Source organism: Streptococcus sp. oral taxon 431 (genome assembly GCF_023115445.1).
Taxonomy (GTDB): Bacteria; Bacillota; Bacilli; order Lactobacillales; family Streptococcaceae; genus Streptococcus.
Window position 1 is genome coordinate 65097 of the sequence record NZ_JALDUI010000004.1, and the last position, 26956, is coordinate 92052.

The 26956-nt window shown below is 41.0% G+C and carries 33 protein-coding genes; 6 read left to right on the top strand and 27 right to left on the bottom strand.

The genetic code is table 11. The annotated features are described in order from the left end of the window. Positions 1-42: 42 nt before the first annotated feature. Genes efp through nusB form a run of 3 tightly spaced genes read left to right on the top strand, consistent with a single transcriptional unit; the run spans position 43 to position 1436 of the window. Positions 43-603 carry an elongation factor P gene (efp, locus tag M1R56_RS03830; RefSeq protein WP_248034670.1) on the top strand — a complete coding sequence of 187 codons (561 nt, stop codon included), beginning with the start codon at positions 43-45 and terminating at the stop codon, positions 601-603. Positions 604-631: 28 nt separating this feature from the next. Beyond that, on the top strand, positions 632-1021 hold the full coding sequence (locus M1R56_RS03835) for an Asp23/Gls24 family envelope stress response protein (protein ID WP_049548992.1): 390 nt from the start codon (positions 632-634) through the stop codon (positions 1019-1021). Next, the gene (gene nusB / locus M1R56_RS03840) at positions 1014-1436 is read left to right on the top strand and encodes a transcription antitermination factor NusB (RefSeq protein ID WP_049548991.1); all 423 of its coding nucleotides are present in this window, start codon (positions 1014-1016) and stop codon (positions 1434-1436) included. Before M1R56_RS03835 ends, nusB begins: the two co-directional genes overlap by 8 nt. A 54-nt stretch (positions 1437-1490) precedes the next feature. On the opposite strand, the gene M1R56_RS03845 is transcribed toward nusB, so the two are convergent. The 16 genes from M1R56_RS03845 to M1R56_RS03915 all read right to left on the bottom strand — a co-directional run bounded on the left by M1R56_RS03845 (position 1491) and on the right by M1R56_RS03915 (position 13902). Beyond that, entirely contained in the window at positions 1491-2216 is a 726-nt protein-coding gene (locus tag M1R56_RS03845; protein WP_248034671.1) for a type II CAAX endopeptidase family protein, read from the bottom strand. A 90-nt stretch (positions 2217-2306) separates the two neighbouring features. Further along, positions 2307-2408, bottom strand: a complete 102-nt coding sequence (locus M1R56_RS10045; protein ID WP_282434667.1) for a bacteriocin — start codon at positions 2406-2408, stop codon at positions 2307-2309. Positions 2409-2572: 164 nt separating this feature from the next. Continuing rightward, positions 2573-3340, bottom strand: a complete 768-nt coding sequence (locus M1R56_RS03850; protein ID WP_248034672.1) for an acetyl-CoA carboxylase carboxyl transferase subunit alpha — start codon at positions 3338-3340, stop codon at positions 2573-2575. Further along, positions 3340-4203 carry an acetyl-CoA carboxylase, carboxyltransferase subunit beta gene (gene accD, locus M1R56_RS03855; protein WP_248034673.1) on the bottom strand — a complete coding sequence of 288 codons (864 nt, stop codon included), beginning with the start codon at positions 4201-4203 and terminating at the stop codon, positions 3340-3342. The genes M1R56_RS03850 and accD overlap by 1 nt, the downstream gene beginning before the upstream one ends. A gap of 184 nt (positions 4204-4387) precedes the next feature. Then, the gene (gene accC, locus M1R56_RS03860; protein WP_248034674.1) at positions 4388-5755 is read right to left on the bottom strand and encodes an acetyl-CoA carboxylase biotin carboxylase subunit; all 1368 of its coding nucleotides are present in this window, start codon (positions 5753-5755) and stop codon (positions 4388-4390) included. A gap of 11 nt (positions 5756-5766) precedes the next feature. Further along, the gene (fabZ, locus tag M1R56_RS03865) at positions 5767-6189 is read right to left on the bottom strand and encodes a 3-hydroxyacyl-ACP dehydratase FabZ (protein ID WP_248034675.1); all 423 of its coding nucleotides are present in this window, start codon (positions 6187-6189) and stop codon (positions 5767-5769) included. Continuing rightward, positions 6186-6626: an acetyl-CoA carboxylase biotin carboxyl carrier protein gene (accB, locus tag M1R56_RS03870; protein ID WP_248034676.1), complete on the bottom strand. Its 441-nt coding sequence runs from the start codon at positions 6624-6626 to the stop codon at positions 6186-6188. The genes fabZ and accB overlap by 4 nt, the downstream gene beginning before the upstream one ends. A gap of 2 nt (positions 6627-6628) precedes the next feature. Further along, positions 6629-7864 (bottom strand): beta-ketoacyl-ACP synthase II, encoded by a 1236-nt coding sequence (fabF, locus tag M1R56_RS03875; protein WP_248034677.1) that lies wholly within the window; start codon positions 7862-7864, stop codon positions 6629-6631. A 22-nt stretch (positions 7865-7886) separates the two neighbouring features. Further along, a complete protein-coding gene (fabG, locus tag M1R56_RS03880) occupies positions 7887-8621 on the bottom strand; it encodes a 3-oxoacyl-[acyl-carrier-protein] reductase (protein ID WP_248034678.1) in 735 nt (244 codons plus the stop codon). Positions 8622-8654: 33 nt separating this feature from the next. Then, positions 8655-9575, bottom strand: coding sequence for an ACP S-malonyltransferase (gene fabD, locus M1R56_RS03885; protein WP_248034679.1), 921 nt, complete (start codon positions 9573-9575; stop codon positions 8655-8657). Further along, on the bottom strand, positions 9568-10542 hold the full coding sequence (gene fabK / locus M1R56_RS03890; protein WP_248034680.1) for an enoyl-[acyl-carrier-protein] reductase FabK: 975 nt from the start codon (positions 10540-10542) through the stop codon (positions 9568-9570). Before fabK ends, fabD begins: the two co-directional genes overlap by 8 nt. A 116-nt stretch (positions 10543-10658) precedes the next feature. Then, positions 10659-10883 (bottom strand): acyl carrier protein, encoded by a 225-nt coding sequence (locus M1R56_RS03895; protein WP_000257838.1) that lies wholly within the window; start codon positions 10881-10883, stop codon positions 10659-10661. A 56-nt stretch (positions 10884-10939) separates the two neighbouring features. After that, positions 10940-11914 (bottom strand): beta-ketoacyl-ACP synthase III, encoded by a 975-nt coding sequence (locus tag M1R56_RS03900; protein WP_248034681.1) that lies wholly within the window; start codon positions 11912-11914, stop codon positions 10940-10942. Beyond that, complete coding sequence (locus M1R56_RS03905; protein WP_075232026.1) at positions 11914-12348, bottom strand: MarR family transcriptional regulator; 435 nt, start codon at positions 12346-12348, stop codon at positions 11914-11916. The genes M1R56_RS03900 and M1R56_RS03905 overlap by 1 nt, the downstream gene beginning before the upstream one ends. Before the next feature lie 92 nt (positions 12349-12440). Continuing rightward, entirely contained in the window at positions 12441-13226 is a 786-nt protein-coding gene (locus tag M1R56_RS03910) for an enoyl-CoA hydratase (protein ID WP_248034682.1), read from the bottom strand. A 115-nt stretch (positions 13227-13341) separates the two neighbouring features. Continuing rightward, the gene (locus M1R56_RS03915; RefSeq protein WP_248034683.1) at positions 13342-13902 is read right to left on the bottom strand and encodes a hypothetical protein; all 561 of its coding nucleotides are present in this window, start codon (positions 13900-13902) and stop codon (positions 13342-13344) included. Between the two features lie 158 nt (positions 13903-14060). On the opposite strand from M1R56_RS03915, the gene M1R56_RS03920 reads away from it, so the two are divergent. The 3 genes from M1R56_RS03920 to serS all read left to right on the top strand — a co-directional run bounded on the left by M1R56_RS03920 (position 14061) and on the right by serS (position 17287). After that, entirely contained in the window at positions 14061-15425 is a 1365-nt protein-coding gene (locus M1R56_RS03920) for an aspartate kinase (RefSeq protein WP_248034684.1), read from the top strand. A 2-nt stretch (positions 15426-15427) separates the two neighbouring features. After that, positions 15428-15799: a DUF956 family protein gene (locus M1R56_RS03925; protein WP_049508922.1), complete on the top strand. Its 372-nt coding sequence runs from the start codon at positions 15428-15430 to the stop codon at positions 15797-15799. 213 nt (positions 15800-16012) lie between these two features. Next, a complete protein-coding gene (gene serS, locus M1R56_RS03930) occupies positions 16013-17287 on the top strand; it encodes a serine--tRNA ligase (protein WP_000884217.1) in 1275 nt (424 codons plus the stop codon). Between the two features lie 101 nt (positions 17288-17388). Here serS and groL read toward each other — a convergent pair whose 3' ends face one another. The 11 genes from groL to M1R56_RS03985 all read right to left on the bottom strand — a co-directional run bounded on the left by groL (position 17389) and on the right by M1R56_RS03985 (position 26948). Further along, positions 17389-19008, bottom strand: coding sequence for a chaperonin GroEL (gene groL / locus M1R56_RS03935; RefSeq protein ID WP_248034685.1), 1620 nt, complete (start codon positions 19006-19008; stop codon positions 17389-17391). A 15-nt stretch (positions 19009-19023) separates the two neighbouring features. Further along, a complete protein-coding gene (gene groES, locus M1R56_RS03940) occupies positions 19024-19308 on the bottom strand; it encodes a co-chaperone GroES (protein WP_049527054.1) in 285 nt (94 codons plus the stop codon). 135 nt (positions 19309-19443) lie between these two features. Beyond that, positions 19444-19737, bottom strand: a complete 294-nt coding sequence (locus M1R56_RS03945) for a PTS fructose transporter subunit IA (protein WP_070460176.1) — start codon at positions 19735-19737, stop codon at positions 19444-19446. Between the two features lie 102 nt (positions 19738-19839). Continuing rightward, positions 19840-20694 (bottom strand): PTS system mannose/fructose/sorbose family transporter subunit IID, encoded by an 855-nt coding sequence (locus M1R56_RS03950; protein WP_033586897.1) that lies wholly within the window; start codon positions 20692-20694, stop codon positions 19840-19842. Beyond that, the gene (locus M1R56_RS03955; protein WP_006151610.1) at positions 20678-21520 is read right to left on the bottom strand and encodes a PTS sugar transporter subunit IIC; all 843 of its coding nucleotides are present in this window, start codon (positions 21518-21520) and stop codon (positions 20678-20680) included. The genes M1R56_RS03950 and M1R56_RS03955 overlap by 17 nt, the downstream gene beginning before the upstream one ends. A gap of 56 nt (positions 21521-21576) precedes the next feature. Continuing rightward, positions 21577-22071: a PTS sugar transporter subunit IIB gene (locus M1R56_RS03960; RefSeq protein ID WP_070460178.1), complete on the bottom strand. Its 495-nt coding sequence runs from the start codon at positions 22069-22071 to the stop codon at positions 21577-21579. A 14-nt stretch (positions 22072-22085) separates the two neighbouring features. Further along, the gene (locus M1R56_RS03965) at positions 22086-22523 is read right to left on the bottom strand and encodes a PTS fructose transporter subunit IIA (protein WP_214262372.1); all 438 of its coding nucleotides are present in this window, start codon (positions 22521-22523) and stop codon (positions 22086-22088) included. A gap of 140 nt (positions 22524-22663) precedes the next feature. Beyond that, positions 22664-23962 carry an extracellular solute-binding protein gene (locus M1R56_RS03970; protein ID WP_248034686.1) on the bottom strand — a complete coding sequence of 433 codons (1299 nt, stop codon included), beginning with the start codon at positions 23960-23962 and terminating at the stop codon, positions 22664-22666. Further along, entirely contained in the window at positions 23959-24642 is a 684-nt protein-coding gene (locus tag M1R56_RS03975) for a response regulator transcription factor (protein WP_006147185.1), read from the bottom strand. Before M1R56_RS03975 ends, M1R56_RS03970 begins: the two co-directional genes overlap by 4 nt. A gap of 6 nt (positions 24643-24648) precedes the next feature. Continuing rightward, positions 24649-25965, bottom strand: a complete 1317-nt coding sequence (locus tag M1R56_RS03980; RefSeq protein ID WP_001224944.1) for a sensor histidine kinase — start codon at positions 25963-25965, stop codon at positions 24649-24651. After that, positions 25965-26948: a substrate-binding domain-containing protein gene (locus M1R56_RS03985; protein WP_248034687.1), complete on the bottom strand. Its 984-nt coding sequence runs from the start codon at positions 26946-26948 to the stop codon at positions 25965-25967. The genes M1R56_RS03980 and M1R56_RS03985 overlap by 1 nt, the downstream gene beginning before the upstream one ends. Positions 26949-26956: the final 8 nt, after the last annotated feature.

The window sequence follows — 26956 nt, forward strand, 5'->3', positions numbered from 1 at the left end:
GGTAAAATGAAGAGTAATAATATTTATAAAAGAGGTAAAAACATGATTGAAGCAAGTAAACTAAAGGCTGGTATGACCTTTGAAACAACAGAAGGAAAATTGATCCGCGTTTTGGAAGCTAGCCACCACAAACCAGGTAAAGGAAACACTATCATGCGTATGAAATTGCGTGATGTCCGTACTGGTTCAACTTTTGAAACAAGCTACCGCCCAGAAGAAAAATTTGAGCAAGCGATCATCGAAACAGTTCCAGCTCAATACTTGTACAAAATGGACGACACAGCTTACTTCATGAACACAGAAACTTATGACCAATACGAAATTCCTGTTGTGAATGTTGAAAACGAATTGCTTTACATCCTTGAAAACTCAGATGTAAAAATCCAATTCTACGGAACTGAAGTAATCGGTGTGACTGTACCAACTACTGTTGAATTGACAGTTGCTGAAACACAACCATCTATCAAAGGTGCTACTGTTACAGGTTCTGGTAAACCAGCAACAATGGAAACTGGTCTTGTCGTGAACGTTCCAGACTTCATCGAAGCAGGACAAAAATTGATTATCAACACTGCAGAAGGAACTTACGTTTCTCGCGCCTAATCTCTAGAAACTAGAAAGAGGTCATTCTATGGGAATTGAAGAACAACTTGGCGAAATCGTCATCGCCCCACGTGTACTTGAAAAAATTATTGCTATCGCAACTGCGAAAGTTGAAGGCGTACACTCTTTTTCAAACAAATCAGTATCTGACACCCTTTCAAAACTTTCTCTTGGTCGTGGCGTATATCTAAAAGAAGCAAACGATGAGCTCACAGCTGATATCTACCTCTACCTAGAGTACGGTGTCAAAGTTCCTAAGGTTGCTATGGCTATCCAGAAAGCTGTTAAGGATGCTGTCCGCAATATGGCTGATGTTGAAATCACTGCCGTCAACATTCACGTTGCTGGTATCGTTCCAGATAAAACACCAAAACCAGAATTGAAAGACTTATTCGACGAGGACTTCCTCAATGACTAGTCCATTATTAGAATCTAGACGTGAACTACGTAAGTGTGCTTTCCAAGCCTTGATGAGTCTTGAATTTGGTTCAGATCTAGAAACTGCTTGTCGCTTCGCCTACACACATGATCGCGAAGATACAGACGTACAACTTCCTAACTTCCTTGTAGAGCTCGTTTCTGGTGTCCAAGCTAAAAAGGATGATCTGGATAAACAAATCACTCAACATTTGAAAACTGGTTGGACCATCGATCGTCTGACTTTAGTGGAAAAAACTCTTCTACGCCTAGGAGTTTTTGAAATTACTTCATTTGACACTCCTCAACTCGTAGCTGTTAACGAAGCCATTGAGCTTGCTAAAAGCTTTTCAGATCAAAAGTCAGCTCGTTTCATCAATGGACTCCTCAGTCAATTTGTGACAGAAGAAGATTAAATAATATAGAAAAAGTGTTTGACTCAGATCAAACACTTTTTTCTTTCCCTTCCACTATCTAAAAAAGTGGTAATAGACATAATTATAAACAAAAATCCAGATAGGTTTTGCATAAGTGAGAAAGTTGAAAAAACTATGGCATAGGATTGTAATTCTCAGGTTCTTTGTCCAACGGTAGACAAGGGCATAGAAGAGACCGCCTAAACTATAAATGATCAAACTGATAGGATCTCGGTGAGTTAGGATCAAATGACTAAGTCCAAAGATAAGAGCAGATAGGATAACATCCAGGTAGTACTTGGACTGGGGGAAAAAGGTATTCATAAAGTACCCTCTATGAATCAGTTCCTCCAATATAGGGCCGACGACTACTGTTAAACTAAAACTGAGAACAGTTGATAGAAAAGTTGGTTGCCCATTGGAATATAGAATCGAAAGAAGGTCTTGAAAGATATACTTGTTATCAATTAAGTGATGAAACTGTAACTGAAAGGCATCCACCAATTGACGATCAAAATAAGTAGCCACTAGAGCGACTAGAAGATAAAGATTTGTCGACCATTTCCAAGACTCATTTTCAACGATATAGAGCATCTTTTTCTTTTTGAGCCAGTAGATAAATAATAGCAAAAGAGCTGTTACTTCAACTGTTAAAAAGATAGAATAGCCATCTATCCCCCATCCTAAAAACTTAGTCAGATGCATAATCCCTAACTCTGGTAGATAAACTGATAGAAATACCAGTAAGATATAGACTCCCAAATGCCAAAGTTTTTTCATACTCACTCCTTTAACTTATCAATAGCCAACACCAGAACCACGTCTAGTCACATCAGCAAGTATAGTTTTCTGATCTGTTGCTATACTAGGTCAAGTCCAAATTCTTTCATCAAACATCCAAATCATACCACCGCCTGAAACTTGCTCTAACTCTTCAAATGAAAGAACTGTAAATATATCTATACATGTCATGTCAAGTAGCTTCTTAAATGATATGTTTCTAAATCTATATGTACATTATACATATTTTTTTGATTATTTTAGCAGTTATTTCCTCAACTGTCAATTCTTAATCCTGAAATGTCTTTTTATAGAAGACAAAAAGCTAGAACCTTTTCCTAGTTCTAGCTTTCTTTTTAATATTTTCTAAAGCGTTGATAACGTTCTTCAATGAGTTGATCTAGCGGAAGTTTACCAAGTACATCGAGTTCTGCTTGGAGTTGTTCCTTCACTTGCTTGATTAAATCTTTGCTTGAAAGACCAACTTCAGAAATGACCTTATCTACAACTTGCATATCCAACAACTCATACGAGGTGATTTTCATCAACTCAGCTGCTTCCATGGCGCGAGTTCCATCTTTCCATAAGATAGAAGCAAATCCTTCAGGACTCAGTACGGCATAGATGGAATTTTCAAGCATCCAAACACGGTCAGCTACTGCAAGGGCAAGGGCACCACCAGATCCACCTTCACCGATAATAATCGCAATGATGGGAACTTTTAAATCACTCATTTCAAAGATGTTACGGGCAATAGCTTCACCTTGACCCCGTTCTTCTGCTCCTACACCAGGATAGGCTCCCGCAGTGTTGATAAAGGTAACAACTGGACGACCAAACTTTTCAGCTTGCTTCATCAAACGAAGGGCCTTGCGGTAGCCTTCTGGATGGGGTTGTCCAAAGTTACGGTTAAGATTATCTTGTAAACTTTTACCTTTTTGGATTCCAACTACAGTTACTGCTTGGTCTCCCAACCATCCGATACCACCAACCACAGCACCATCATCTCTGAAAGAGCGATCCCCATGTAGCTCCACAAAGTCATCAAAAATTCCTGTTGCGAAGTCCAAGGCAGTTAAGCGGGTTTGTTCACGTGCTTCTCTGACGATTTTCGCTATATTCATCAACGATCCCCCTTATGCAACCTTACTAATCGAGCAATCATATCTGGCAATTCTCGCCGTTTTACAATTGCATCTACAAAGCCATGCTCTAGAAGAAACTCTGCCTTCTGGAAATCCTCTGGTAAGTCTTCCCTTACAGTATTTTCAATCACACGGCGTCCAGCAAAACCAACAAGACTTTGAGGTTCCGCTAAGATGATATCCCCTTCCATAGCAAAGGAAGCTGTAACACCTCCAGTTGTTGGATCCGTAAGGATTGTCAGATAAAAGAGACCTGCATTGGAATGACGTTTGACTGCGGCAGAGATTTTGGCCATCTGCATCAAACTCATGATTCCTTCTTGCATACGGGCACCACCAGAAGCTGTAAACAAGACGACTGGCAATTTCTCATCTGTGGCAAATTCGAATAAGCGAGTAATTTTTTCACCAACAACTGTCCCCATTGATGCCATGATAAAGTTTGAATCCATGATGCCAAGGGCAACCTTCTCTCCCTTAATCAAAGCTGTTCCTGTTACAACAGCCTCATCAAGACCTGTCTTTTCACGCATCAAAGTCAACTTTTTACGATAGCCTGGAAAATTCAAAGGATCCTGAGTCTCAATCCCTTTAAACATTTCCAAAAACGTACCCATATCAATGGTTAAAGCTAAACGCTCTTGAGCTGAAATACGAAAGGTATAGCCACAGTGAGGGCATATACGCTCACTCCCCAAGTCCTTTTGGTAAATCGTATATTTGCAACCTGGACATTGGGAGAAGAGCTCATCTGGAACCTCTGGCTTGATCTGAGGTTGATTTACAGTCGAACGATTGGGATTGATTCGAATATATTTATCTTTTTTACTAAATAGAGCCATACATCCCCCTTTTCAGTCTTATACTATTTTATACTCAATGAAAATCAAAGAGCAAACTAGGAAGCTAGCCGCAGGTTGCTCAAAGCACTGCTTTGAGGTTGTAGATAAGACAGACGAAGTCAGTCACATATATAATCCAAGGCGAAGCTGACGCGGTTTGAAGAGATTTTCGAAGAGTATTACATTATTCTTTTTCTTGATAGTGTGGTAAGAAGGTCTCCATCAAGAATGAAGTATCGTAGTCTCCTGCTATCACTCGACGATCAGAGATTAGATCCAGTTGGAAATCAGCATTGGTTACGACCCCTTCAATTTCGAGTTCATATAGAGCTCGTTGCATTTTCATAAGAGCATCAAAACGATTTTCACCATGAACGATAATCTTAGCAATCATACTATCATAGTAGGGTGGAATAGTGTAACCTGGATAAACTGCAGAATCTACGCGCAAGCCAACACCACCGCTTGGTAGATAAAGATTGGTAATCTTACCAGGACTTGGTGCAAAATTAAAGGCTGGGTTTTCTGCGTTGATACGGCACTCAATAGCATGTCCTTTTAGAACAATATCTTCTTGTTTCAGAGTCAAAGGTTGACCTGCCGCAATACGGATTTGTTCCTTGACAATATCCACACCAGAAACAAATTCGGTTACTGGATGTTCTACTTGGACACGAGTATTCATCTCCATAAAGTAGAATTTCCCAGTTGCTTCATCTAGTAGGAATTCAATCGTACCCGCATTTTCATAACCAACAGATTCTGCTGCACGAACTGCTGCAGCACCAATTTCATTACGAAGTGTTTTCCCAATAGCAATCGAAGGACTTTCTTCTAAAACCTTTTGGTTATTCCGCTGAAGCGAACAATCACGCTCACCTAGGTGAATCACATGTCCCATCTGGTCAGCAAGAATCTGTACTTCAATATGGCGAGCAGGATAAATCACACGCTCGAGGTACATAGCCCCGTTACCAAAGTTTGCTTTAGCTTCACTAGAGGCTGTTTCAAAGGCTGATACAAGGTCTTCTGCCTTTTCAACCTTACGAATTCCTTTACCACCACCTCCAGCTGAAGCTTTCAGCATAACTGGATAACCAATTTTTTCGGCAACAGCAAGCGCTTCTTCTGCAGTATGGACTTCTCCATCTGATCCTGGAATGACAGGTACCTTAGCCTTAATCATTTGAGCACGGGCGTTAATTTTATCTCCCATGACATCCATGACACGAGCTGATGGCCCAATAAATTTGATACCGACTTCTTCACACATAGTTGCAAATTTGGAATTTTCACTTAAAAAACCAAATCCAGGGTGAATAGCTTCAGCTTCAGTCAAGACCGCAGCTGATAGGATGGCATTGATGTTCAGATAAGATTCTGTAGCCTTCCCAGGGCCGATACAGATAGCCTCATCAGCCAAAAGCGTGTGGAGAGCTTCCTTGTCAGCAGTCGAATAGACAGCGACTGTTGCGATTCCTAACTCTCGTGCCGCACGAATAATACGAACAGCAATTTCACCACGATTGGCAATTAAAATCTTACGAAACATGGAAAACCTCCCTAGTTTCCAATAGCAAAGGTCAGAGTACCGCTTGCTGTAAGCTTACCATCTACTTCTGCCTTCGCTTCTACTACGGCGATTGTGCCACGACGTTTGACAAAAGTTGCTGTCATGACAAGCTGATCACCAGGAACAACTTGTTTCTTAAACTTAACCTTATCCATACCAGCATAGAAAACGAGCTTCCCTTTGTTTTCAGGTTTAGACAATTCCAAAACACCTGCTGTCTGAGCCAAGGCTTCCATAATGAGGACTCCTGGCATAACTGGGTATTGAGGAAAATGACCGTTGAAGAAAGGTTCGTTAATCGTCACATTTTTAATGGCAACAATTGTATCTTCACTAACTTCTAAGACACGATCTACTAAGAGCATGGGATAACGGTGTGGCAAAGCTTCTTTAATTCCTTGAATATCAATCATTTGATACGTACCAAGCCTTTCCCAAACTCAACCATTTCTTCATTTTCAACTAGAATTTCTGTTACAACACCATCTTTAGGTGCTGGAATTTCATTCATGATCTTCATGGCTTCGATGATGACCAAGGTTTGGCCTTTTTTAACAGTATCACCGACTGAAACAAAATTAGATTTGTCTGGTCCGGCAGCCAAGTAAGCAACTCCGACAAGTGGACTTTCTACAAGGTCCCCCTCAGCTACAGATTCACTAGCACTTGATTCTGAAACTACTTCTACAGCTGGTGTAGTTTGATCTTGAGGTGCTGGACTTGCTTCTGCAACAAGTTTCGCTTCATTCTTACTGAAGACCAACTCATCCGTTCCATTTTTATAAGAAAATTCTTTCAAGCTTGACTGGTCAAATTGCGCCATCAAGTCTTTGATTTCATTTAAATTCATCTTTACTTATTCTCCCAACGTTTGAAAACAAGGACTGCATTATGCCCACCAAATCCAAAGGTATTTGAGATAGCATATGGAATTCCACACTCCAATCCCTGTCCATAGATAACGTTTGCTTCAATATAGTCTGATAATTCTTTCGTTCCGGCTGTCATTGGAACATAGCTATGACGAATAGCTTCAATAGTAGCAATGGCTTCAACAGCCCCTGCTGCTCCCAGCAAATGACCTGTGAAGGATTTGGTTGAAGAAACTGGAACATCCTTACCTAGAACAGATACAATGGCACCACTTTCTCCCTTTTCATTGGCAGGAGTCGAGGTTCCATGAGCATTGACATAGGCTACTTGGTCTGGAGAAATCTCAGCTTCTTCCAAGGCTAATTTGATGGCCTTAATAGCTCCTTGACCTTCTGGATGTGGTGAAGTCATATGGTAGGCATCACAAGTGTTCCCGTAACCAACAACTTCAGCTAGAATAGTTGCACCGCGTTTTTCTGCGTGCTCTAGACTTTCAAGAACCAACATACCTGATCCTTCACCCATGACAAATCCATTACGGTCTTTGTCAAATGGAATAGAGGCACGACTTGGATCCTCTGTTGTTGAAAGAGCTGTCAAGGCTTGGAAACCTGCAATGGCAAATGGAGTGATAGAAGCCTCAGAACCACCAACTAGCATAACATCTTGGTAACCAAACTTGATGGAACGAAAGGCATCCCCAATTGCATCATTTGAAGAAGCACAAGCAGTATTGATAGATTTACAAACACCGTTTGCTCCAAAACGCATAGCAACATTTCCTGATGCCATATTTGGTAAAGCTTTTGGAAGTGTCAATGGTTTTACACGTTTTGGTCCCTTATCATGAAGTCGAAGCACTTGATCTTCGATTTCCTTGATTCCACCGATACCTGAAGCAACGATGACACCAAAGCGGTCTCTATCAAGAGTCTCTACATCAAGATTAGCATTGTTCACTGCTTCTTGTGCTGCATATAGTGCATATAAAGAATAAGCATCAAAACGGTTGGTATCTTTTTTTACAAAATATTTGTCAAAAGGAAAATCCTGGATTTCTGCCGCATTATGCACCGCAAATTCACTATGATCAAACTTGGTGATTTCAGCAATTCCGATTTTTCCAGTTGTCAAACTATTCCAAAATTCTTCTGGTGTATTTCCGATTGGAGATGTCACTCCATAACCTGTCACTACTACTCGATTCAGTTTCATTCTTCTACCTCTATTTTAACTCTTATTGCATAGTTAGTCCACCATCAATTGCAATGACTTGTCCTGTTAGATAATCTTGACTAGCCAGAAAGGCTGTCACATCAGCAACCTGCTCAGCTTGGCCAAATTGTTTCATCGGAATTTGTGCCAACATGGCATCCTTTACTTTATCTGTCAAGACTGCGGTCATATCCGATTCAATCATCCCTGGCGCAATAGCATTGACACGTACATTGCGATTGGCAACCTCACGTGCTACTGATTTAGTAAATCCAATCAAACCAGCTTTGGATGCGGCGTAGTTGGCTTGACCGATATTTCCCATGAGACCAACAACACTAGACATATTGATGATAGCACCTTCGCGTGCTTTTATCATCGGTTTTAAGACTGATTGTGTCATATTGAAAGCCCCTGTCAAATTGACTTTCAAGACCTTCTCAAAATCTTCTTCTGTCATCTTGAGCATGAGAGTATCTTGAGTAATCCCAGCATTATTAACGAGGACATCAACTGAACCCAGCTCTTCAATGGCTTGGTCTACCATACGTTTTGCGTCCGCAAAATCAGACACGTCACCAGAAATAGCAAGAACCTTCACCCCGTATGGTTTAAATTCGGCAAGAAGTTCCTCGGAGATTTCACCACGACTATTCAAAACAACATTGGCTCCCAAGCTGGCAAATTTATGAGCAATGGCGAGACCAATTCCTCGACTTGAGCCTGTAATAAAGACATTTTTCTGTTCTAGTTTCATGTTTCTCCTTTCAGAACTTCTACCTCATGAAATTTAATTCTCTAGAAGTGCTTCTAAGCTTGCTTGATCTTCCACATTAGCAAGTTGAGCTGTTTTATTAATCTTTTTAACGAATCCTGACAAGACTTTTCCAGGACCAATCTCGATAAAACGAGTGACACCCGCTTCTTGCATGACTGCAATACTTTCATAAAAACGAACGGGTTCCTTAACTTGACGAGTCAAAAGTTCTGCAATTCGTTCTTTTTCCATGACCTTTGCTTCTGTATTGCCAACAAGTGGACAAGCAAAGTCAGAAAACTCAACTTCTGTCAGGGCTCGAGCTAGTTTTTGACTAGCAGGTTCCAATAAAGCTGTATGGAAAGGACCAGAAACATTTAGCGGAATCAAACGTTTTGCTCCTGCTTCTTGCAAGAGTTGAACCGCACGATCTACCGCCACTACCTCACCACCAATAACAATTTGACTCAGCGTGTTGTAGTTAGCTGGAGTTACAACACCAAGTTGAGAAGCTTCTTGACAAGCTTTTTCAATCACTTCAACTGGTGTATTTAGCACAGCTACCATTTTCCCTGATCCTACTGGTGCTGCTTCTTCCATATAAGACCCACGTTTAGCAACTAGAGCCACTGCAGCTTCAAAATCCAAGGCACCACTAGCTACCAGGGCAGAGTATTCTCCAAGAGACAAACCTGCCACCATATCAGGCTGGTAACCTTTTTCCTTTAGTAGTCGGTAAATAGCAACGGATGTAGCTAAAATAGCTGGTTGCGTGTAACGAGTCTGATGTAGCTTCGTTTCATCGTTATCAATCAAGTCACGAAGGTCATAACCTAAGACTTGGCTAGCTTGATCGATTGTTTCCTTGACGATAGCATATTGGTCGTATAGCTCACGTCCCATTCCAAGGTACTGGGCTCCTTGACCTGCAAATAGAAAGGCTGTTTTAGTCATTTCTTGTAACTCCTGCCCAACGAGCAGCTTCTGCTTGAATCTTTTCAGCTGCACCGTAGTAAATATCTTTTAAGATTTCTTCAACAGTTTCTTCTTTCGAAACCAGACCTGCAATCTGGCCGGCCATCACTGAACCACCATCCACATCCCCATGGACAACAGCTTTTGCTAAGGCTCCAGCACCCATTTGTTCAAAGATTTCTAAATCTGGATTTTCTTGTTTAAAGGCATCTTTTTCAGCTTGTTCAAATTCACGAGTCAATTTGTTTTTAATGGCACGAACTGCGTGTCCAAAATGTTGTGCCGAAATCGTTGTATCAATATCACGAGCTTTTAAAATTTTAGCTTTATAGTTTGGATGGGCGTTTGATTCTTTAGCAACTACAAAACGAGTTCCTACTTGCACAGCTTCTGCACCGAGCATAAAGCCAGCAGCGGCTCCCTCACCGTCTGCAATGCCTCCAGCTGCAATAACAGGGATAGAAACAACAGCTGCAACTTGACGAACCAAGGTCATAGTTGTTAGTTTACCGATGTGTCCACCTGCTTCCATACCTTCTGCAATAACAGCATCTGCACCGATTTTTTCCATCCGTTTAGCCAAAGCTACGCTAGGAACTACAGGAATAACGGTGATTCCTGCTTCATGAAATCGATCCATATATTTACTTGGGTTTCCTGCACCAGTTGTGACTACCTTAACCCCTTCTTCAATGACGAGGTCAACAATATCATCAACAAATGGAGACAGAAGCATAATGTTGACACCAAAAGGCTTATCTGTTAAAGATTTAATCTTATCGATATTAGCTTTAACCACTTCTTTAGGAGCATTTCCTCCACCGATGATACCTAGACCACCTGCTTTTGAAACAGCTCCAGCAAGGTCACCATCTGCAACCCAGGCCATTCCCCCTTGAAAGATAGGATATTTAATGTTCAATAATTCTGTAATACGTGTTTTCATAGTGCCTCCATGAGTCTTGCTTAGGTAATAGTTCGACCACATTATACTTTGACTGTCAAACTATTACCTGAACAAGAGGGAGCGGGTTCCCCCTACTCCTTCTTCATTTATTTTAATTATTTTGTTTGCTCTTCAACGTAGGCAACCAAGTCACCAACTGTTTTCAAGTCATCTTCTGCTTCGATTTGAATATCAAAAGCATCTTCAATTTCTGAGATTACTTGGAACAAGTCCAATGAATCTGCATCCAAATCATCAAAAGTAGATTCAAGTGTTACTTCTGATGCATCTTTTCCAAGTTCTTCAACGATAATTTCTTGTACTTTTTCAAATACTGCCATGATAGACTCCTTTAAAATAAATAGTTTTTATAACAATGTGTTCACCACATGATTACCTAAATTGTAACAATAAGCGTGCCCCATGTCAAACCTCCGCCGAAGCCTGACAAGAGAATTTTTTGGCTTCCATCCAAACGAATGAGCCCTTCCTCTACACACTCTGAAAGTAGAATCGGAATACTTGCCGCACTGGTATTTCCATACTTGGTCATATTGGCAGGAAGCTTGTCTCGATCTACACCGATCTTTCTAGCCATTTTATCTAGAATGCGGATATTAGCTTGGTGAAGCAGGAGATAATCTAGTTCTTCTGCCGACAGAGGACTCTCTTCTATGGTATTTTTTATAGACTTAGCAACATCTCGAATCGCAAAATCAAAAACTGCTCGGCCGTCCATTCTCAAGAAAGCATCTGGATTTTCTTGAACTGAAAATGGCGAAGTCAAGCCTGTCTGCCCATAGGTCAAGCACTCACTACGTGAACCATCGCTATTGAGACTCTCCGCTAGGAAATGTTGCTTATCGCTTGCTTCTAACAAGACGCCACCAGCTCCATCTCCAAATAGGACAGCTGTTGAACGATCTGTCCAGTCCAAGGTTTTGGACATAGTTTCACTACCGATGACCAAGCCCTTGCCAAATCGTCCAGATGATATGAATTTCTCAGCAGTTGAAAGGGCAAAGGTGAAACCACTACAAGCGGCAGTTAGATCAAATGCAAAGGCCTTACGAGCACCAATACGAGCCTGTACACGTGCTGCAGTAGAAGGCATCATTGAGTCAGGTGTCATCGTAGCTAGGATGATAAAATCCAACTCTTCCGCAGAAATCCCTGACTTCTCTAGGAGTTGTTTTGCAACTTCCGTTGCCAAATCTCCTGTTGATTCTGTCTTAGAAATGCGACGTTCCTTAATCCCAGTTCGACTTGAAATCCATTCATCACTCGTATCCATAACCTGAGCCAAATCTTCATTTGTGACAATCTGCTCTGGAACATAATGAGCAACCTGGCTTATTTTCGCAAAAGCCATTATTTCAAATCCTCCAAAAATTGATAAAGATTGGTCAAACCTTTACTCATGACATCCATTTCCTCTGGGCTCATGCCTTCGATGATCCTTTCGACCATGGCCTTGTGAAAACGTCTATGGAGCCGATGTACCAAGCGACCTTTCTTTGTCAAATGCAGATGTACTACACGACGATCCTGATCTGATCGCAAGCGCTCGATATAACCTTTTCGTTCCAAGTTGTTCAAGCTAGTTGTCACGGTTCCTAGAGTTACCATCAACTCTTTGGACACTTGACTTGGAGTCACATCTGGAAACTTGCCAATCACATCGATCGTGTGCATTTCCTTGATGGAGATATCCTTGAAACGACTACCTCTCAAACTCACTTCCTCAATCACAAGGACGTTATTAAAAATAGATGTTAAATAGTCATTGATCCGTTGGTAGTCCAATTTTCTTCCCTCCCTCATCAAAAAAAGTTTAACTATCAAAACATTTGACAAAAAAAGTATATCAAACTTCAAAGAATTGCGCAAGTATTTTATTATTTCCCCAAAAATTTTGGACGTCTTCTTTCAGAATGTGCACGAACACCTTCTTTGAAATCCTCCGTATAAGATAGAGATTTTTGCAATTCCAATTCTAGCTGTGCGTACTCGTGCCACTGCTTAAACTCGCTCTCCCAGACTAACTTCTTAATAGCAGCATAGGAGTTAGAGGAGCCTCTTCTCAACTTCTTCAACAATTGTTCTCTTGTCTTTTCCAGTTGATCACTAGCACACATACGATAGACAGCACCTGCTTCTAAAGCATTCTCAGCTGTAAAAGCTTCACCGGTCATGGCAAGCTGCGTTGCCCGAGTCGTTCCTAGCGATCGTGTCAGCAAGAATAAACCTCCCGCGTCTGGAGCCAAGCCCACACCTACAAAGGCCTGGATAAATTTAGCTTTGTCAGAAGCAATACAGAAATCAACTGCTAAAGCCATGTTAGCCGCTGCCCCAGCAACTGCTCCATCCACCTCCATAATGACTGGTTTAGGAATTTGTTTAATCTTATAGGAAATCGTATTTACTAACTCCGCGATTTGGGTGAGGGAGACAATATCATCCTCTTCAACAGCACGTTTCATTTCTACTAGATCGCCCCCAACAGAGAAGACTTTGCCGGGAGCATTAATGAGAACAAACGAAACCGAAGCATCTTTTTCAGCCAATTCCAATGCTTCTAGAATTTCTTGACACATAGGAATATGAAAACCATTGGCCACCTCAGGACGATTTAAAGTTAGTATCGCTAAATCGTCTTGAACTTGATAGAGAATATGATCCATAGCCACTCCTTTCAAATTACAATGATGTTTAAATTATTTTATTTTATTTTCAAATTATATATTTTTCTTGTTTATAAGACAAGAGAAAAATCGACCGAAAGTGTCTCGGCCGATTTTAAAAGCTTAGTTTGGTCTCTAAAAATACAGGAAAACCAGTACTTGTATCATCCATAAAATCATAAATCACTTCAAGCATTCGTCCTCCTTCTCTCTGATAGAGCTGTGCTTGGTTGGGTCCCTTATGGTAGAATTCTCCTGAAACCATGTAAAAAACACGATTTGGATCTTCAAGGTAGGCAAAAAGATTTCCTGTAAAAGGAACTTCCTTATCCCCATCCTTGTCGACCAGACTTGCAGCTAAGAGTTTCGTGATTCCTCTAAATTGTCCACTCTCATCTGTTTGACAGTAAAACTTGACTCTAGCTTCATAGTTAGGATTGACGATAATCTTTTCAGAGAGAATTCGATAAGTCCTTGACTGACTATCTGACAAGCCGATAGATAAGATAATTTTAGCCCTCTCAACTGATATCTGACCTTCCTGAGCATACTCAATCGCTAATTCTTCTCCGGTCAAACGACCACTGGGAAGAGGATGAGAAGTTGCTCCTATATTTGTAGGATTCATCACGAAGGTAAGGACTAGTAGTATTAAACAAAACACTCTTTTAATCATCTTTCCCAACTCCTTTCATCAGAAGAGTCTTTCCCCCTACATCTTTATTATAAGCTTTCTTGATGAGACATTCAAACAATTATATAGGAAATTTTCCAGATTGAAAAAAGCCCCTCTTTCTGCTATAATCGTATAAAATACTTACTTTAGGAGTTCTTATGAAGGTTGTTAAATTTGGTGGAAGCTCGCTTGCCTCTGCTAGTCAATTAGAAAAAGTTTTAAATATTGTCAAAAGTGACCCAGAACGTCGTTTTGTGGTTGTATCTGCCCCTGGTAAACGTAATTCTGAAGATACTAAGGTTACAGATGCCTTGATTAAATACTACCGCGACTATGTAGCTGGTAACGATATCAGTAAACGTCAAAACTGGATTATTGATCGTTATGCTGCCATGGTTAGCGAATTAGGTCTTAAACCAGCCGTTTTAGATAAAATTTCAAAAAGCATTCGCTCTCTAGCTACTCTTCCAATTGAAGATAATAAGTTTCTTTACGATACCTTCCTTGCTGCAGGGGAAAACAACAATGCCAAATTGATTGCAGCCTACTTTAACCAAAATGGCTTGGAGGCGCGTTATGTTCATCCTAGAGAAGCTGGTATCGTCGTTACGAGCGAACCTGGAAATGCACGTATCATCCCATCAAGTTACGATAAAATCGAGGAATTGACAAATTCAACTGAAGTTCTTGTTATCCCTGGTTTCTTCGGTGTTACGAAAGAAGATCACATCTGTACCTTCTCACGTGGGGGTTCAGATATCACTGGTTCTATCATTGCTGCTGGTGTCAAGGCTGACCTCTATGAAAACTTTACGGATGTAGATGGAATCTTTGCAGCCCACCCTGGTATTATCCATAAGCCACACTCTATCCCTGAATTGACCTACCGTGAAATGCGTGAATTGGCTTATGCAGGTTTCTCTGTCCTTCATGACGAAGCCCTTCTTCCTGCCTACCGTGGGAAAATTCCTCTTGTCATTAAAAATACCAACAATCCAGACCACCCAGGTACTCGCATTGTGCTACAACATAGCAGCGACAAATTCCCAGTTGTTGGAATCGCTGGTGATTCTGGCTTTGTCAGCATTAATATGTCTAAATATCTGATGAACCGCGAAATCGGTTTTGGTCGTAAAGTTCTTCAGATCCTTGAGGACCTTAATATTGGTTGGGAACACATGCCAACTGGTATCGATGACCTGTCTATCATCTTACGTTCACGAGAATTGACTCCGATCAAGGAAGAAGAAATCCTTCGTCAGTTAGTCCAAAAAGCAGAGGTAGACCACGCTGAAATCGAACACGACCTCTCTATCATTATGATTGTTGGGGAAAAAATGAAGCGTCATATCGGGGTAACTGCTACAGCCACTCGTGCCTTATCTGAAAACAACATCAACATCCAAATGATGTCACAAGGTTCTAGTGAAGTTTCTATCATGTTTGTTGTCCATAAAGACCAAGAAAAAGCCGCTCTTAAATCTCTCTATCAAGCATTTTTCGGTGAAAATAAGGAAGACTAAATATGGCACAATCCCTCAACAAGGTCGTCGACTTGCAAACAACTGGAACTTCCTATCTCTCCATTACAGGAAAGGTTGGAAAATTTCTGGTTGGAGATCATGCGCTAGAATTTTACGCAGATCGAAATGTCGAGGACTATATTCAAATTCCATGGTCCAGCATTAATCAAATCGGAGCCAATGTTTCAGGCCGCAAGGTTAGTCGTCATTTTGAAATCTTTACAGATCAAGGAAAATTTCTCTTCGCCTCAAAAGACTCTGGAAAAATTCTTAAAATAGCTCGTGAAAAACTGGGAAATGACAAGGTAGTCAAACTTCCTACCTTAGTTCAAATCATTGGTCGAAAAATTAAAAATCTATTTGCAAAAAAATAGAAAGTTTAGTATAATCATAGAAACGGATAAGTAGGTTACTTCCTTCTTTCAGAAAGTCTGCGGGTGCTGCGAGCAGATAGAAGATTTAATTGAAATTCTACCGTTAGTAACAATTACATACACAATCAAGTGCACACCTGTGAAGTTGGATGGAACCGTGGCCCTGCCACTCCAACGCTTTGTCAGGTGTGCTTTTTTCATAAAGGAGTTTATATGTTAGATATCAAACGTATTCGTACAGACTTTGATGCTGTCGCAGAAAAACTAGCTACACGTGGTGTAGATGCTGCTATCTTGAACGAGATGAAAGAAATCGATGCCAAACGACGTGACATCTTGGTCAAGGTTGAAACTTTAAAAGCAGAACGTAACACAGTTTCTGCTGAGATTGCCCAAGCTAAACGTAACAAGGAAAATGCAGACGACAAGATTGCAGCTATGCAAACCCTCTCTGCCGAGGTAAAAGCTCTTGATGCAGAATTGGCTGAAATCGATGCTAAATTGACAGAATTTACCACAACACTTCCAAATATCCCAGCTGATAGCGTGCCTATCGGTGCAGACGAAGACGATAACGTAGAAGTTCGCCGTTGGGGAACTCCTCGCGAGTTCGACTTTGAACCAAAAGCTCACTGGGATCTAGGTGAAGATCTTGGTATTCTTGACTGGGAACGTGGTGGAAAAGTAACTGGTGCCCGCTTCCTCTTCTATAAAGGCCTTGGAGCTCGTTTGGAACGTGCTATTTACAACTTTATGTTGGATGAACATGGAAAAGAAGGCTACACTGAAGTCATCACACCTTACATGGTTAACCATGATTCTATGTTCGGTACTGGTCAATATCCAAAATTCAAAGAAGATACATTTGAATTGAAAGATACTAACTACGTCCTCATTCCTACTGCTGAAGTCCCTCTGACCAACTACTACCGTGATGAAATTCTTGATGGGAAAGACTTGCCAATCTACTTTACTGCTATGAGCCCATCTTTCCGTTCTGAAGCTGGTTCAGCTGGTCGTGATACTCGTGGTTTGATTCGTTTACACCAATTCCACAAGGTTGAAATGGTGAAATTTGCCAAACCTGAAGAGTCATACGAAGAACTAGAAAAGATGACGGCCAACGCTGAAAACATCCTTCAAAAACTCAACCTTCCATACCGTGTGGTAGCTCTCTCTACAGGAGATATGGGCTTCTCAGCAGCAAAAACTTACGACTTGGAAGTGTGGATTCCTGCACAAAACACCTACCGCGAAATCTCAAGCTGTTCAAATACAGAAGATTTCCAAGCCCGTCGTGCGCAAATTCGTTACCGTGATGAAGCCGATGGTAAGGTTAAACTTCTCCACACCTTGAACGGTTCTGGACTTGCTGTTGGACGTACAGTGGCAGCAATTCTTGAAAACTATCAAAACGAAGATGGTTCTGTTACTATTCCTGAAGTACTTCGTCCATACATGGGTGGTGCTGAAGTCATTAAACCATAATAAAATAAACATAAAAAGAGGAAGTCGAGCTTCCTCTTTTGCATTTCATGTAAAAAAACAGGTAGAAAATCTTTCATCTCTACCTGTTATTTTTATATTCTCTAGTAACCACCCATCATTGATGGATCCATAGCTGGTACTGGGGCTACTGGTTCTGGTTTGTTAGCCACAACTGCTTCTGTTGTCAAGATAAGACTTGCTACTGAAGCGGCGTTTTGAAGGGCTGAACGACTAACCTTAACAGGATCGATAATTCCTGCTTCAATCATGTTGACCCATTCACCTGTTGCAGCATTGAAACCTGTTCCAAGTTCTGCATTTTTCAAACGATCAATAACAATTGAACCTTCATAACCTGCATTATAAGCGATTTGGCGTACAGGTTCTTCCAAGGCACGAAGAACAATGTTACGTCCTGTTGCTTCATCACCTTCTAACTCCAAGGTCGCAACAGCAGAGATAACATTGACAAGGGCAGTACCACCACCTGCAACGATACCTTCTTCAACAGCTGCGCGAGTCGCATTGAGAGCGTCTTCGATGCGGAGTTTCATTTCTTTCAATTCTGTTTCTGTTGCAGCACCAACCTTGATAACTGCTACCCCACCTGACAACTTAGCCAAGCGTTCTTGGAGTTTTTCACGGTCAAATTCTGAAGTTGTTGTTTCAATTTGTGATTTTATGACAGCAACACGGTTAGCAATTGCTTCAGGATTACCTGCACCTTCTACAATGACTGTACTATCTTTATCAACAGACACTTTAGCTGCTTGACCAAGTGCTTCAATGGTAGCATCTTTCAATTCAAGACCAAGATCTTCTGTGATAACAGTTCCGCCTGTCAAAATGGCAAGATCTTCCAGCATAGCCTTACGACGATCACCAAATCCAGGCGCCTTAACAGCAACTACGTTGAAGGTTCCACGAATTTTGTTCAAAACAAGAGTTGGAAGAGCTTCACCGTCAACATCGTCTGCAATAATCAAGAGTGGACGACTGCTTTGAAGAATGCTTTCTAGAAGTGGCAAGATTTCTTGGATATTTGAAATCTTCTTATCTGTAATCAAAATGTATGGATTTTCAAGGTCTGCAACCATTTTTTCATTGTCAGTGACCATGTACTGTGATAGATAACCACGGTCAAATTGCATTCCTTCTACAACTTCAAGCTCTGTTTCCATCCCACGTGATTCTTCAATGGTGATGACTCCATCCTTGCCAACTTTTTCCATGGCTTCAGAGATGTACTCACCAACTTTTTCAGAACGAGATGAGACAGCAGCAACCTGCGCGATAGCTTCTTTGTTGGCGACAGGAATAGCATTGTTCTTCAAGGCTTCTACAGCAGTTGCAACTGCTGCTTCAATCCCACGACGGATACCGATTGGGTTTGCGCCAGCCGTAACGTTTTTGATCCCTTCACGAACAATGGCCTGAGTCAATACTGTTGCAGTAGTTGTCCCGTCACCAGCGATATCATTGGTTTTAGAAGCCACTTCTGACACCAATTTGGCACCCATATTTTCAAAATGGTCTTCTAGTTCGATTTCTTTAGCGATGGTTACACCGTCATTGGTAATCAATGGTGAACCGAATGATTTTTCAAGAACGACGTTACGGCCTTTAGGTCCCAAGGTTACTTTAACAGTATCAGCTAGGATATCAACACCACGGACCATTGCTGAACGTGCATCAGATGAAAATTTAATCTCTTTTGACATACTTACTTCCTCCTATTATTCTTCAACGATTGCTAAGATGTTAGCTTCACCCACGATGACATATTTTTCGTCACCATCTTTGACCTCGATACCTGCATGAGCTTCGACTAAAACTTGATCTCCAACTTTTACACTTGGAGCGACTAGTTCACCACTCAAGGTGCGAACACCTTGTCCAGTAGCCACTACTGTAGCTGTTTTCGTTTCTTCTTGGGCTGATTTTGCGAGGACAAAGCCTCCGACTGTTTGTTCTTTCTCTTCAATTTTCAATACCACACGGTCCCCTAATGGTTTCAACATCTGTTTTCCTCCATAACATAATCATATTGTTAGCACTCTTTACAAACGAGTGCTAAACCATAGTTCTATTGTATCACTTAGTCAGAAATAGTCAAGAAAAAAACACCTCAAAATGAATGAGATGTTCCTTAAAGATCACTTTAGAATTATTAACTTTCGATTAAAATCATCGACGACTTTTTGGAGATTGATCCGTCCTCGATAGATACCATATCCAAAAACCACCATTCCCAATATTCCAACCAAGGCAAGTAAAATTCCGAAAAGTAAGAGTGGGAGGAAGCTTTTATGAAAGAGATAAATCAAGACCATACCTACACTGGCAATGATAAAGAGTAAGCTAAACCAACGGCCAAGATTTTCAATCATGTGACGTTGATACTTAATTTCTGTTTCATATCCATTAACAAGTTCTTGTTTTGTAACCATGAGTATCCTCCTGACAAAAATTGAGAATGAAGTGTAAGAGAAGGAGGTTAGTCTACTTCATTCTCAAAATTCTCTACTAGTAAATATGTGCTTTTCTTGAGCTTAGTAATTAAGATGTGGGTCAAAGATACCTAGAGCAACACCGACCAAAGCGACAACAACTAGAAGCAACATAACTTTGTTTGGTGAAACTTTTTTCTTAGACATTAACCACCAGCAAATAGTGATGAAAGTTGCTGTCAAGAGACCTGGATAAACACCATCAATCTTTTCTTGGATATTTAAGAAGACTTTTCCTTCAGAATTCTCGAATTGAAGAGCTGTTGTAACAGATACCCAAGTTGCTGCTACCGCACCGATAACCATACCGCCGACAACGCTGATTGCTTTACGAAGTGCTTGTCCTTTTGGTCCTACTAGGAATTCAACGGCTTTATCCCCTAATTGATACCCTTTAAAGAAGGCAAAGCGCATACCAAAGTATACTAAGAGGTTCCATACGACGATGTAGAAGATAGCACCAGCGATGTTACCACCTTTAGAGAGACCAAGGGCAATCCCCAAAAGAACTGGAATCAAGGTCCCAACGACCAAAGAGTCACCGATACCAGCGATTGGACCCATCAAACCGGCACGCATACCATTTATGGTTTCACCATCCACTGCATCTCCGTTTGCGCGCGCTTCTTCCAAACCAGCTGTAATCCCTACAACGAGAGAGCCAAGTTGTGGTTCAGTATTGAAGAAGGCAGTATAGGTTTGCATAGCATCTTTTTGTTCTTCTTTTGTATCATACATTTCTTCTACGATTGGAAGCATAGAAGTCAAGTACCCAAAGGTTTGCATGTGTTCTTGAGAGAAACAAGTCAAATGACCATAATACCAATGATGAAATGCTTTTGCTAATGTTTTCTTTGAAATTTTCTTTCTATCAGCCATTTTAAATATCCTCCTCATCATCGTCTACGTAAACAACCCCAGCTGGAGCAGCTTTCATAGATTTGATTACTTCAAGTTCATAGTAGATTACTGCAAAGATCAATGAAACAACTGCACTCGCTACCAAGTTCAATCCTAGAGATTTAGCCAAGGTAAATCCAACAAAGAATGGAATGAAGTCAGTTGCTTTTGTAACAATTTGTTTCAACAAGATAGCAATACCGACACATGGGAGAAGGGCTCCAACTGTAAAGAGGGCTTTCATCCAGAAACCATCCATAGGAAGGTAAAGTTTCATCAAATCAACCATGTTTTCACCATATTTGGTGATAATCATAGTTGGAAGGAAAGAGAAGAGGAAGTGAGAGATCCAAGGATAAACCCAGTCAACTGCGTAGAGTTTTTTGAAGTTTCCTTCTTCAACGGCTTTCCAACCAATGTGTTGCCAAAGCAAGTTCATTGTAGCTGTACCGTAGAAAAGAACAGTACCGATTGTCCCAACGGCTGCACCGATTGGGGCTGCAGCTGCTGCAATTCCAGCTTCGTCTGTGATGTGATTTGCATGCACAAACAAGATAGCAAGAGGAACACCGATATAAGAGATTGCACGAACATCAGCAGATACGGTTCCACCAGGTGTTACCAAGGCGATATAAACGACTTGAAGGGCAACCCCGACCATAATACCGGTTGTCACATCTCCAAGAATTAAACCTGAGATCAACCCACCGATCAAGGGACGACCGAGTGTATAGTTCCCGATACTGGAACCTCCCATACCAGGCATTGAAGACAAGCTGGCGAAAACTGCAAGCAAGATTGCTTGAATCCATGAAATTGTCATAACAAACGCTCCTTTTGTTTGTAAATTTATTTACCTAACTAATAAAACTGTTAGGTTTAAAAACCAAATTTAGATTTGAAATCATCCCAGTAACCAATTGAAACATCCGGCAACAATTGGAATTTCACCTTATATCCTGCTGCTTGAATAGCCTGAAAGGCTTCTGCTTCTTCCTGGGTGATGGATTGGTTATTGCCCAATTTCACTGCACCAGGTCTATCATTTGCAGGGCCAACGATGATTTCTCTGACATCACCTGGGACAAAACCTTGATCCACCAAAATTTCCTTCATATCGATTGGGTTTTTGGTAATCAAGAAGTACCGACTGTCAGATTCCGTTACTTTTGCTGACTTTTCTTTAAAGGCTTCTTTTGTCCATACAAAGGTTTTCTTGTCTGATGCGCCTTTGTAAGCTTGGATCAAAACCTTGTTTGATGCTGCTGCATCGTTTACGGCAATCAAACCATCACATGGTTTTTCTTTTGCCCAGCGTGTGACTGTTTGACCGTGAATCATGCGGTCATCAATCCGTACAAATGTTACTACCATAAGGTACCTCCCTATTAAATATCGTCATCATCTTCTTCAGCACTAGTGGCTGAAACTTCAAAAGGTTGTAGTGCAGATTGTGCTTCTGATAAGATAGTTGCTGACAAATCGTCTCCATCCAACACATCCTTCATCACAACTGCTGTCAGGGCCATGGTCAGGTTCATCCCACCAAGGATCAAAGCTCCATCTAGCTTTCCAGCTTCTTCTAGGACAGTAGCTGCCGTGGTTAATGGACTACCACCTACAATGTCTGCCAAGACCAGCACAGAATCATCTGCTGTCAATTCTGAAATGCTCTCTCTAAAATCAACTGCAAAGTCATCGACCGATTTTCCTTCCTTAAGTCCAACTGCGATGACCTGATTCATCTTGTCACCAGCAAACATAGCTAGCGATGTTTTTAGTCCTTCTGCTAATCCACCATGACTGACTAAAATGAGATATTTCATTTTTCTACACCTCCTTTATTTGACTCTATTGTAGAACATTTGGAAGCGCTTTTACATTGTCAAATGTCACATGATAAACATGACATTTAGCAACAAAAAAATGACATCTGTCACTTGACACAATGTCATCTTATTTTTCTTTAAACTCCTACCTGAAGACTACTTTCAATTTCCCTCTGAATTTGAGGCAAGCGGTTCTCGACATCTTGATCGCGCAAAGCATTGCCAATCAAGTAGTCCAGCTTTTCCAACATTTCTTTAGAGACATTCTTGGGACTACTTTCAACAGCTTGTTCCATGATACGATTCAAGGTCTGATTGGTCAAGGAATCCGTGCCAAAATCATCTACCTGTAAAAGATCTTTACTAGACTGACTTTGGACCACCTGTGGCATAACGGAAATCCCTTGAGATTGATCAAAGAGGAGTTGTTGAATTTCTGGATCTTCTGTCAACACTTGCATCAATTCCCAAGCTAACTTGGAATGAGGGGTCCGAGCAGACATGGCAAAAGAAGTCGTCGTAACCAAAGTCGCCTTGGTAGTTTTTGACTTAGCAGGCATAGGGATACAGGTCCAGGTGAAGTTTGAATATTTTGAAACATGGTAAGGATAAGGTTTATAGGTTCTATATTGAGCCAAAGTCATGGGATAAAAAGCGACTTTCCCCTGGTCAAAATCTTTGGAACTCACCTTATAGTTCTTATTCAACTCTTCCAATTTTTGTAAAAAAGTCAAAGACTCTTTGACTTCTGGAGCCGTAAGTTTGAGCATCCCTCCTTGAAAGAGACTACCCCCATTTGCTGCCAAAGCTTCTTTCCAGGTATATTCTGTACTCCCAAACTGATCCAATTGACCATCTCCATTGGTATCTTTGGTTAGTTTTTTACAAATTGTATGGAACTCTTCCAAACTCCAACCTTCCTTGGGAACCTCAATGCCTTCTTTGTCCAGCAAATCTTTATTGACACACATCAAAATAGGATTACTTTCATAAGGTAAGGCATAGGATTGCCCCTGATAGACACCTGATTCAAATGCAACAGGATAAAAAGCAGCTTGGTCTTCTTGATTCATATAGCCATTTAACTTTTCTAGAACGCCACGTGCCGCCAATAAGGACAGATCTTGCTCAGAGACCATGAACACATCCGGCGTCTTTCCTGAAACAATTTTTTCTGAGAGCCAGTCTGAATAATCCGACTGTGGAATCCCATTTTCATATTCCACACGGACATTAGGATGGGACTTTTCAAATTTTTGAATCGCAAGATCCAAAGCATGGGAGCGTTGACTGGTCGGTACATCCCAACTAGATCCTGCATAAACGCCTATATGGAGCACGATTGGTTGTTGTTTCCACCAATAAAAACCAGTACTCAAAGAGAGCACAAAAAGGAGAACGATTCCCCAACAAAGATGCTTTCGGTTTAATTTCATTCCGTATTTCCTTTTGAAAAATCGCGTCTAGTCACTCCTGTTTGAACTGACCAAATTGCTAATTGCGTTCGATCTCTTAGGTTTAATTTCGCCAAAATCGTTGATAGGTAATTGCGCACAGTTCCTTCTGACAAGAAAAGTTTGGCAGCAATTTCTTTGTTTGACTCGCCATAGCCGACTTCTTGAATAATTCGCCATTCTGTCGTGCTCAAATCCTTGACGTTGTCCTCATCCACAGCAATAGAGAAATTCGATTTGGCCATTTGAGAGAAGATCTGAAAGACCTTGCTTGCGATATTGGGATTGATCATAGCTCCACCCTGATGCACCACCTTAATAGCCTCATAGAGCTCTTCTGTCGAGGCTCCCTTTAAGAGATATCCTGAAGCACCATACTTGAGTGCACTATAGATAAATTCATCATCGTCAAAAGTTGTTAAAATAATAATTTTGATATCCGGATAGTGTTCTTTTACTTCTTTTGTAGCCAAAACCCCATCCATGCCTGGCATCCGAATATCCATCAGGATCAGATCCGGATGCGTCTGTGGAATGCTGGACAAGACATGATTCCCATCTTCCACTGTAGCTACCACTTCGATGTCGGAGTGAGCCGACAAAATAATTTTCAAAGATTCTCGAATCAAGGCTTGGTCATCTGCCACCATTACTTTTATCACCATATCTTATCTCCCTTCTTTATATTTTGGTAAACTGACACGTGTGAAAAATCCATCGCGACTTTCAAATTGAAGCTGGCCTCCTAGAATTGAAATACGCTCCATCATCTGTTTGAGTCCATAACCATAAGTTAAGGTTTCAAACCCAACTCCATTATCTTGCAAAGCGATCAAATAATTCTCTTTATCCTCAAAAAAATGGAGTTTTAGTTGGCTGGCGTGACCGTGGCGAACCGCATTGGTCATAGACTCTTGAATCACACGAAAGATCGTATCTTCAATCATGACATCCATATCGACATCTACCCATTCATAGTTTAGATCAACTTGTAAGTTGGAAAGAATTTGATACTCGCGGATGGTCTTTTCTAAAGCATCTTTGAGAGTTCGTCCCTCAAGTGCTCCCGGACGAAGACGATTAAGAGAACCTCTCACATCTTGGATTCCTTCACGGACCACTTCTGATACGTTTTTCACCTGCTCTTTTGCCCGATTTGGATCGATATCGATCAAGACCCCAACAGCATCTAAACCTGCTGAGATGCCTGTTAGTGCGTGCCCCAGAGTATCATGAATCTCACGAGCAATCCGCTTACGCTCCCGATCCTCTGCAATCTTCTCAGACAAGGCCATATAATTGTTCAACTCCGTATTAACCTTGGACACCATAGCCAATTCTTCCTCTACTTCGTGGTTTTCCGCAAGGACGTTCATAATATAAAACAAAAGTGAAATAATGAAGAGTACCATATTCGAGGCATAAAGGGAATTCTTTAAGAAAAAGGCCAAAATGCGGATAGATTCAGGATAAAAATGAATATAGACATCTAAGGACGGAATCGGGAAGAAAAGTGAAAAGACATCTGAATTTGTCACAAGGAGCATCAAAAAGCTCACTAGGATAAAGGCAAACCAATACTTCCGATCTCTCTTGGTATTCAACTCTTTGGAACCATAGAAGATATCCGCAAAAACCAAGAGAATGAGCCCGTTATAAGCTACATTTTGAACCCACATCAGAAGCAGCATCAGGAGAATCTCCAGAATATTCCTCTTATCAAAAATAGACCATCGACTCGTTTGAGGCAGATATCGACTCATCGATATCAAAGCAATCCCAGCAAACAAAACTGCAGACAACCAAAAAGTCGTAGATGGAGCAAAGGGAATACGCTCTAGGCGCTCTAATAATAGAGAAGCTTGGCGTTGAGCAATGATATAGTTGGTTGCTTGAAGATAGATGATACTGTTTAGCATAACAGCGATAAAATTGACGACCATAAGAATGGCCAAACTGTATCGGACACCTCTAAACTTTCTCATTACTGCCACCCATTCACATCAAACTGATCAATGTTTTCCTTTGTCATCATTTCAACTGGAATGCTCACCTCTTTGGTATAGCTCTTCCCTTCAGCAATATCTTGAATGATCTCCATCACGCGATCTCCCATCTTCAAAGGAGACTGAGCAACGGTTCCCACAACATCATCCGTCGAGTGCAACAAAGATTTCATATCTGGTGAACCATCGATTCCATAAATCGCAATGGGGTAAGTTATTCCTTGCTCCTTAATTGCAGCCAGAGCTCCTATAGCTGAGCGGTCATTTAAGGCAACCAAGGTATCAATTTCAACCCCTGATTGTAAAAAATTCTGGACGGCCGGCATGGCGATTTCCGTTTGCCCCTTGGTTTCTAGTTCCGAGACAATCTGATAAGAACTGTGCCCCTCTATAGTGTCTTTAAAGCCCTGAATCCTCGTATCTGCTGAAACAGTCCCCTTATGTTCCAAAAGGAGGACCCGAGCACTAGAAGAACGTTTCATCAACTCTTTAGCAATCAATACTCCCGCTTGGTAATTATCGGATACAATACTTGCATCCGGCTTAAAATTCTTCAGTTGGGTATCGACCGCAATGATTTTAATTCCTTGTTTTCTAGCTTTTTCAAGAGCAGTTAAAATTGACTGGCTATCCCCCTTGACCGGATTGATCACTATCATATCAACTTTTTGAGCACAAAAATCATCAATCTGTTGGCTCTGTCTTTCTTCGTCCAATTCTGGATCTCGGACATAAACAAGAGCTCCTCTTTCATCGGCAATTCGACTAATTTCCGAATGAATACTTTTATAGAACCCATTGTTCATGGTCATATAGGTGACACCAATTTTAGTCTGATCCTTGATGCCACTTGTTTGACAACGGCCGAAAACCCATAAGAGAACACAGACCACTGGAATCAGCAGTAATAGACGCTTTATCAGCCATTTCAACAATTCTATTTTCTCTTTATTTTTCGTCAAATTTCATT

What these genes read in the sequence shown, in the direction of transcription:
- efp (WP_248034670.1), top strand. Translation starts at nt 43, where the DNA reads ATGATTGAAGCAAGTAAACTAAAGGCTGGTATGACCTTTGAAACAACA.
- M1R56_RS03835 (WP_049548992.1), top strand. Translation starts at nt 632, where the DNA reads ATGGGAATTGAAGAACAACTTGGCGAAATCGTCATCGCCCCACGTGTA.
- nusB (WP_049548991.1), top strand. Translation starts at nt 1,014, where the DNA reads ATGACTAGTCCATTATTAGAATCTAGACGTGAACTACGTAAGTGTGCT.
- M1R56_RS03845 (WP_248034671.1), bottom strand. Translation starts at nt 2,216, where the DNA reads ATGAAAAAACTTTGGCATTTGGGAGTCTATATCTTACTGGTATTTCTA.
- M1R56_RS10045 (WP_282434667.1), bottom strand. Translation starts at nt 2,408, where the DNA reads ATGACATGTATAGATATATTTACAGTTCTTTCATTTGAAGAGTTAGAG.
- M1R56_RS03850 (WP_248034672.1), bottom strand. Translation starts at nt 3,340, where the DNA reads ATGAATATAGCGAAAATCGTCAGAGAAGCACGTGAACAAACCCGCTTA.
- accD (WP_248034673.1), bottom strand. Translation starts at nt 4,203, where the DNA reads ATGGCTCTATTTAGTAAAAAAGATAAATATATTCGAATCAATCCCAAT.
- accC (WP_248034674.1), bottom strand. Translation starts at nt 5,755, where the DNA reads ATGTTTCGTAAGATTTTAATTGCCAATCGTGGTGAAATTGCTGTTCGT.
- fabZ (WP_248034675.1), bottom strand. Translation starts at nt 6,189, where the DNA reads ATGATTGATATTCAAGGAATTAAAGAAGCTTTGCCACACCGTTATCCC.
- accB (WP_248034676.1), bottom strand. Translation starts at nt 6,626, where the DNA reads ATGAATTTAAATGAAATCAAAGACTTGATGGCGCAATTTGACCAGTCA.
- fabF (WP_248034677.1), bottom strand. Translation starts at nt 7,864, where the DNA reads ATGAAACTGAATCGAGTAGTAGTGACAGGTTATGGAGTGACATCTCCA.
- fabG (WP_248034678.1), bottom strand. Translation starts at nt 8,621, where the DNA reads ATGAAACTAGAACAGAAAAATGTCTTTATTACAGGCTCAAGTCGAGGA.
- fabD (WP_248034679.1), bottom strand. Translation starts at nt 9,575, where the DNA reads ATGACTAAAACAGCCTTTCTATTTGCAGGTCAAGGAGCCCAGTACCTT.
- fabK (WP_248034680.1), bottom strand. Translation starts at nt 10,542, where the DNA reads ATGAAAACACGTATTACAGAATTATTGAACATTAAATATCCTATCTTT.
- M1R56_RS03895 (WP_000257838.1), bottom strand. Translation starts at nt 10,883, where the DNA reads ATGGCAGTATTTGAAAAAGTACAAGAAATTATCGTTGAAGAACTTGGA.
- M1R56_RS03900 (WP_248034681.1), bottom strand. Translation starts at nt 11,914, where the DNA reads ATGGCTTTTGCGAAAATAAGCCAGGTTGCTCATTATGTTCCAGAGCAG.
- M1R56_RS03910 (WP_248034682.1), bottom strand. Translation starts at nt 13,226, where the DNA reads ATGGATCATATTCTCTATCAAGTTCAAGACGATTTAGCGATACTAACT.
- M1R56_RS03915 (WP_248034683.1), bottom strand. Translation starts at nt 13,902, where the DNA reads ATGATTAAAAGAGTGTTTTGTTTAATACTACTAGTCCTTACCTTCGTG.
- M1R56_RS03920 (WP_248034684.1), top strand. Translation starts at nt 14,061, where the DNA reads ATGAAGGTTGTTAAATTTGGTGGAAGCTCGCTTGCCTCTGCTAGTCAA.
- M1R56_RS03925 (WP_049508922.1), top strand. Translation starts at nt 15,428, where the DNA reads ATGGCACAATCCCTCAACAAGGTCGTCGACTTGCAAACAACTGGAACT.
- serS (WP_000884217.1), top strand. Translation starts at nt 16,013, where the DNA reads ATGTTAGATATCAAACGTATTCGTACAGACTTTGATGCTGTCGCAGAA.
- groL (WP_248034685.1), bottom strand. Translation starts at nt 19,008, where the DNA reads ATGTCAAAAGAGATTAAATTTTCATCTGATGCACGTTCAGCAATGGTC.
- groES (WP_049527054.1), bottom strand. Translation starts at nt 19,308, where the DNA reads ATGTTGAAACCATTAGGGGACCGTGTGGTATTGAAAATTGAAGAGAAA.
- M1R56_RS03945 (WP_070460176.1), bottom strand. Translation starts at nt 19,737, where the DNA reads ATGGTTACAAAACAAGAACTTGTTAATGGATATGAAACAGAAATTAAG.
- M1R56_RS03950 (WP_033586897.1), bottom strand. Translation starts at nt 20,694, where the DNA reads ATGAGGAGGATATTTAAAATGGCTGATAGAAAGAAAATTTCAAAGAAA.
- M1R56_RS03955 (WP_006151610.1), bottom strand. Translation starts at nt 21,520, where the DNA reads ATGACAATTTCATGGATTCAAGCAATCTTGCTTGCAGTTTTCGCCAGC.
- M1R56_RS03960 (WP_070460178.1), bottom strand. Translation starts at nt 22,071, where the DNA reads ATGGTAGTAACATTTGTACGGATTGATGACCGCATGATTCACGGTCAA.
- M1R56_RS03965 (WP_214262372.1), bottom strand. Translation starts at nt 22,523, where the DNA reads ATGAAATATCTCATTTTAGTCAGTCATGGTGGATTAGCAGAAGGACTA.
- M1R56_RS03970 (WP_248034686.1), bottom strand. Translation starts at nt 23,962, where the DNA reads ATGAAATTAAACCGAAAGCATCTTTGTTGGGGAATCGTTCTCCTTTTT.
- M1R56_RS03980 (WP_001224944.1), bottom strand. Translation starts at nt 25,965, where the DNA reads ATGAGAAAGTTTAGAGGTGTCCGATACAGTTTGGCCATTCTTATGGTC.